At 38.0% G+C, this 6,095-nt stretch carries 5 protein-coding genes; 2 read left to right on the top strand and 3 right to left on the bottom strand.

Annotated features, from left to right (window positions below; genetic code table 11):
- Window positions 1–275 precede the first annotated feature (275 nt).
- From GX654_05795 to GX654_05805, 3 genes are all read right to left on the bottom strand, one after another.
- Complete coding sequence (locus tag GX654_05795) at window positions 276–923, bottom strand: PAS domain-containing protein (protein ID NLD36367.1); 648 nt, start codon at window positions 921–923, stop codon at window positions 276–278.
- A gap of 87 nt (window positions 924–1,010) precedes the next feature.
- Window positions 1,011–1,874, bottom strand: a complete 864-nt coding sequence (locus GX654_05800) for an HDOD domain-containing protein (protein ID NLD36368.1) — start codon at window positions 1,872–1,874, stop codon at window positions 1,011–1,013.
- Window positions 1,875–1,971: 97 nt separating this feature from the next.
- A complete protein-coding gene (locus GX654_05805; GenBank protein NLD36369.1) occupies window positions 1,972–2,925 on the bottom strand; it encodes a response regulator in 954 nt (317 codons plus the stop codon).
- A gap of 466 nt (window positions 2,926–3,391) precedes the next feature.
- Between GX654_05805 and GX654_05810 the strand changes: the two genes are divergently transcribed.
- Together GX654_05810 and GX654_05815 are read left to right on the top strand one after the other, a co-directional pair.
- The gene (locus GX654_05810; GenBank protein NLD36370.1) at window positions 3,392–4,795 is read left to right on the top strand and encodes a PAS domain-containing protein; all 1,404 of its coding nucleotides are present in this window, start codon (window positions 3,392–3,394) and stop codon (window positions 4,793–4,795) included.
- Window positions 4,796–4,961: 166 nt separating this feature from the next.
- Window positions 4,962–6,095, top strand: a 1,134-nt coding sequence (locus tag GX654_05815) for a response regulator (protein NLD36371.1), incomplete at its 3' end; no start/stop codon positions are given.

Below are 6,095 nucleotides of genomic sequence, written 5' to 3' on the forward strand. Positions count from 1 at the left end.
GTGCGGAGGAAGAATCATGAAATCCAGTTTGATTATTATCTCCCTGTTTTCTGTTTCCATCTCAATCCAGGCCGCGACACCGACCTTGAAAGGCTGCGCTGCCATTGAAAACCCTGACGAGCGCCTTACCTGTTAGGCCATAGCTTTAGTGTAGGCTGGATCGGAGTATCAATTTTTTTATATTGGTGTTCCTTTCTATAATAATGAAGACGAGAACAGGTTCAGATAAAGCCTTTTTGATGTAGTAAATTGAAAATAACGGGGTACCCTACTGGCTATTCTTCATCATCAATTTTTAAATAACCGAAATATTTTTCTGCACACTCCTTACATATCCCATGGCTGAATTTTGCACCTGTATGCTCATGGATATAGTATTCTACCTGCTTCCAGTAGCCTTTATCATCCCTTATCTTTTTACAGTATGAACATATTGGCAGTATACCTTGCAGAGTTTTTATTTCACTCATAGCTTTCTTTAATTCATGTATTAAAGAATCTTTTTCCTCAATTGCATTATGAAGCCTGGTAATATTGAATGCTGCCCAGATGACCATCCTCGGTCTACCATTAACTGCTTTTATAGGTGAGATATTCGCTTCAAACCAGAGATCTCCGGAAGGGCCTGTGAGGGTTTCAGAGCCTCCTATATCGGCTGATGACAATTTATAAACATATGTTATAACCCTGTTATCATCGAGCGCCTTTTTTATTTGAACCGTAAAACTGTCTGCAAGCTTAGCTGACATAACATCATGTATTCGTCTGCCGACCAGATGCTGACCATCATGATATCTTTCTCTATGGATTCCACCAAGTATTTTCACATAATGACCATTTTCATCAAAGATAAAGAATGGGTCAGGAATAGCAGAAAATATTGCCTCGGTAATATCCGGGTTTAACTCATCAGATAAAGTCATAATATTGGCCTAAAATATTTTAGGGGTTTAGCCCCCTTTTTTTTTATTAATCATGCAATCACTGTTGATATACAATAAGGATTTTCACTATTGTTTTAGTTCAGTCATAAAAAAACTGCATGCAGATTCAATATTTTCTGACAGCACCGGAAACCAAACAGGAAGTGTATCCAAAATGTCATAGACCGCTTTCTTTATTTCCGGACTAACATCAGGTATTGAAATTTTGGAATCAGCAGGATTGCTTGTATTCAATATAACATCCGCAAGCCCTACGATCGCAAGAAATTTATATTCCCTGGCACTACTACTGAAAGTATGATGATAACGAATAACATCTGCAAGCTTCATCGGTAATTGCCATTTCTTTGCAAGATAATAACCTATATATGAATGATTTACTGACCCCTTCTCTTTCTCAATGTTGAAAAAAGATTTTTCATTTTTTATACAGGAGGTGTGAATACTGAAAAATATATCCGGGAAATGTTTCAGCATGACAACTTTTCCGATATCGTGTAAGAGCCCCCCAATAAAACAGTCATCAGGCGAATATAATTTTGTCTGCTCGGCAATATATCTGCTCATTACAGCAGCTGCCACTGAATGTTTCCAGAAACCCTTTATATCGAAGCGTGCTGCATCGCCGTTTACAGAAAGGGCATCCATGATTGAAACAGATACTATGGCATTTCGAATGGTATTAAAGCCCAGCAGGGTTATTGCATGGGTTATGCTGGTTACCTTTGAACGTACACCAAAGAATGCCGAATTTGCCAGTTTCAATATTTTTGCTGTTATGGCCTGATCCTTTTCAATCCTGTCCCTCAAAATTTCCAGCCTTGTAGTGTCATAATCCTGAAGCATTTTATTTACTTCCAGGGCAATAGCAGGGAGCGTGGGGAGGTCATTGATCCGGTCAAGCTCTTTATTAATATTATCGGTTTCCAAATTTTTATCCTTTTTTTCCAATAACTGCCATGAACATCCTTAACAACTCCGGATCAAATGCCTTTCCGGAAAGAGTATTCATTTCCAGTAGTGCTGCTTACACAGACCATGCCTCCTTGTATTTTCGTTTGTTTGTAAGGGCGTCAAATACATCTGCAATAGAAACAATCCTGGCAGAAAGGGGGATGCTGTTTTCGCTTAGGCCATCCGGGTAACCTGTTCCATCCCATCTCTCATGATGGCTGCGTGCAATCTCCCTGGCTGTCTTATAAAATGGTTTTTCGCCAAGAATCTTTTCTCCTGCAATGCAGTGAGTCCGCATTATCTCCCATTCATCAGGATCAAGCGGACCATTTTTCTGAAGAATCGTATCAGGTATGTGGATCTTGCCTATATCATGCATTACGCTGAAAAAGCTTATTTTTTCTGATTGTTCATTTGAAAGGCCATATGCAAGGCAGACCTCCTTTGTGAGAAGAGCAATCCTTTTTAAATGATCCCCTGTGTCGTCGTCCTTGGCCTCTGCAGCCATGGCCAGCATCACAACCCCTTCACGAATAGAATCCTCAAGAAGCGATGTCCTTTTGCTTACAAGATGCTCAAGGTTTTCATTGATGCTTTGAAGTTGCCTGTTTTTTTCAGCTATCTCTTTTTGCATCCGCTCATTCTCTGCTGCCAGATTATAATACTCAAATGCCTGCTTTACTGTCCTGTTTATCTCCTCCTGAGACCATGGCTTTGTCATGTACCTGAATATCTGAACATTATTAATGGCATTTATGGCATTTTCCATGGAGGCATAAGCAGTAAACAATATCCTTACTATATTTGACCGGATTTTTTTTACTCTGTTTAAAAAATCAATACCGGTCATACCAGGCATATTAAAGTCTGATATTACGACTCCAATATTCTTATTTTCAATAAGTCTGAGGCCTGCTTCGCCAGAACTTGCTGAATAGATTTCATATTCTTCATTTCTCAGTTGGCGTGTAACACAATTGATTATACTCTGTTCATCGTCAACAATAAGCAACCTGTTGTTTTTCATTTTCTTTTCGCTCCTGAATCGTGGTGATAGACTTGCATTGCCACATGATACCGATCATCACACCTGCCACTACTCTCCTTTATCGGTATTTAAATCAGGTTGATAAACCGAATGCTGTGCTGTGCCTACCGGTAAAAGTTCAGGAAACATGAGATATTAATTTCAAATACCCTGCAATAACAACCGGTTAATCAATTAAATTAATATATTTTTCTATTCATACATAAAAACAATTAGCTAGCATCACTGAAATACCATTTCTTTATCACCTTTATTCAGGCGCCTCTGGACAGCATTATATGACCGCCCAGGGAAAATTTTACTTGATAGTGTAATCCTGCTGATATAAAATCTTCCCTGAAATTATTTCATAATGAGATGTATCTAGCTGGAATCAATTGAAATATTGTCTCGCAAGCAGTAATCGAACCCTGAATCTGAGCATCTGAGCATGAGGAAAAGTCAAATGAGCGATGAAAAGGACAATATAAAAAATCTGACCACTAATTTGGAAACACCCTGCAATACCTCTGGAAGCAATGAAATATCTCCTGATATAGGTGATCTGGTTGAAAAGGAAAAGATACTGGAGATTCAGAATAACCTACTGTTTTCAGTGGTACAGTCGCATAGTATTTCCAATACACTGAATATGTGTCTTGACTCAGCACTTGAGATATCAGAACTGGAATACGGAGGTATCTATCTTTTTGATAAGGATGGAGGAATTGAACTGGTTCATGCAAAAGGATTGTCTGCCCCCTTTTTTTCCACAGTCAGGTATTACCCCTCTGATTCAGAAAATGTAAAACTAATAAAGGCCGGGATGCCTGCCTATCTGGATTACACAAGTCTTGATCTCCCTTTTAAAAAAAGCGATTGTGATGAAAATCTGAAGGCAGTGGCAGTAATCCCTATTTTTTATAAAAAGGATATTATCGGCAGCCTTAATATTGCTTCAAGAACGATTAATTGTATTTCTGAACCTGTAAAATTATCCATTGAGGCCATAGCATCTGTAATGGGAATGCTTATAAGCCGGTCTCAGGCAGAAGAGAGGTTGTTTGAAAGTGAAGAGAGATATGAACAGGCTGAAAAAATGGCAAGATTCGGGCACTGGAGGCGTTCGTTTTCAAATAATTATGCCTTCTGGTCAAAGGGAACTCATATAATATTCGGAACGGACTCTGAAAGTTTTATTCCTACGAATGAGAGCTTTTTAAAACTTGTTCATCCGTCTGATATACAGCTTCTTACGTCTTCTATAGAAAAGGCATTAAAGGATCGAACACCGCTTGAAGTCGAATACAGGGTTATGAAACCAGACGGGGATATGATCACTGTCCATTCATATGCCGAGGTAAAAACAGACAAAAATTCGCAGGATATACTGGTCGGAACCATTCAGGATATTACACATTTTAAAGAGGTAGAACAGGAATTGAAAAACCAGTCATCCAGACTTGAAGAGATGAATACCGCAATGAAAGTACTGATAGAACACAGAGAACGAGAACTGGGGCAACTTGAGAAAACTGTTTTAGAAAACATTAATAAACTGGTGATACCCTACCTTGAGAAGGCCGGCAAGGTTCTAAATAAGTCTGATAGCAATTCCCTCATCGATATAGCTTTAACCAACCTTGAAACTGTTGCAAAGCCATTTGCAAAAAGGCTTTCAATGGAAAAACTCTCCCCCACAGAGTTGCAGGTGGCAAATCTTATTAAAAATGGAAAGACCACAAAGGAAATAGCCGGGGTGATGAACATTTCCACTAATACAGTCATGACACACAGATATAATATTCGGAAAAAATTAGGTCTTTTAAAAGAAAAGTCAAACATGTATACCTATCTACAGTCTTTATAGAAGTAATGATTTTTACTCACTGATACATGGTATAAATATCATCTTGGCGATTCGTACTTTCATGCCGATTTAACATACAAACGGTGTTAATATTTCTTATTTCATTTTAATCCCCCACGGTTTTCTATTCTTTAGGGCGCAGATAAAAGGCAGGAGAGCAGGTTATATGGAGCTAAAATATAAACATAATATCCTGATAGTAGACGATGAATCATCAATACTAAAATCCATCCAGAGATTATTGAGGGATAACAAAATAAACGTATTGTCTGCTTCAAACGTAAAAGAGGCCCTTGAGAGGCTCGCTAAATATAATGGAAACCTTTCTCTAATTATTTCAGATCAGCGTATGCCAGGGATGACAGGCATTGAGCTTTTTCAAAATATAAAAAATAAATTTCCTGAGACTATTCGATTTCTTTTAACCGGTTTTGCAGATGTTGAGGTCTTGACAGCCGCTATAAATAAAGGAGAAATCCACAGATTTATTGCAAAGCCATGGGAAGATAAAGATTTAAGGGATCTGATATACCAGGCACTTGAACAATATGAGCTTACACTGGAAAATAAAAGGTTATCCCTTCTTGTTGAAAAACAAAACAATGAGCTGACAGAACTAAACAAAGGTCTGGAAAAACAGGTTGAAATAAGATCAAAAGAGATAATCCAGAAAAACAAAGAGCTTGAATCCAATTTCTTCAACACGATAAGGGCATTTACTTCCATTGCAGAGATGAATAAACCTGTTATTGCGGGCCACGGCAGACGTGTTGCTGTTATTGCAAAGGATATTAGCAGGGAGATGAACCTTTCAAAAAAAGAGGTAATTCAGGTAGAAATTGCCGGGTTATTGCATGATATAGGCAAAATCGGATTACCTGATTCAGTGCTTGAGTATCACACCAAAAAATTATCTCAACAGGAAGAAAACCTGTTAAAGAAACATCCCGAAGAGGGTCAGAATATAGTTCGTTTTATAAACCACCTGGATAATGTTGGTCTTATAATCAGGTCACATCATGAAAGATATGATGGTCTGGGATACCCTGACAGGTTAAAAGAAGAAGCGATCCCTCTGGGTGCAAGAATAATTGCGGTGGCTGATGCCTATGATAAAACAGTAAATATTGAAGCAAAAAAACAGTTTATTTTGCATGATTATATAGAAGAAAGAGAATTAACACATGATTATTTAGATGATGAAGAATTGATACATAAAGCCGCACTTTATCATCTTAAAAAATATGCATTTACCCATTTCGATCCCGATGTAGTAAAGGTCTTCCTCTCCATAGCAAAA

Source organism: Desulfatiglans sp., from assembly GCA_012513605.1.
In the GTDB taxonomy this organism is placed as follows: domain Bacteria; phylum Desulfobacterota; class DSM-4660; order Desulfatiglandales; family HGW-15; genus JAAZBV01.

Bases quoted from the DNA above. Each gene is read 5' to 3' on its own strand.
- GX654_05805 (NLD36369.1), bottom strand. From the start codon at position 2,925: ATGAAAAACAACAGGTTGCTTATTGTTGACGATGAACAGAGTATAATC.
- GX654_05810 (NLD36370.1), top strand. From the start codon at position 3,392: ATGAGCGATGAAAAGGACAATATAAAAAATCTGACCACTAATTTGGAA.
- GX654_05795 (NLD36367.1), bottom strand. From the start codon at position 923: ATGACTTTATCTGATGAGTTAAACCCGGATATTACCGAGGCAATATTT.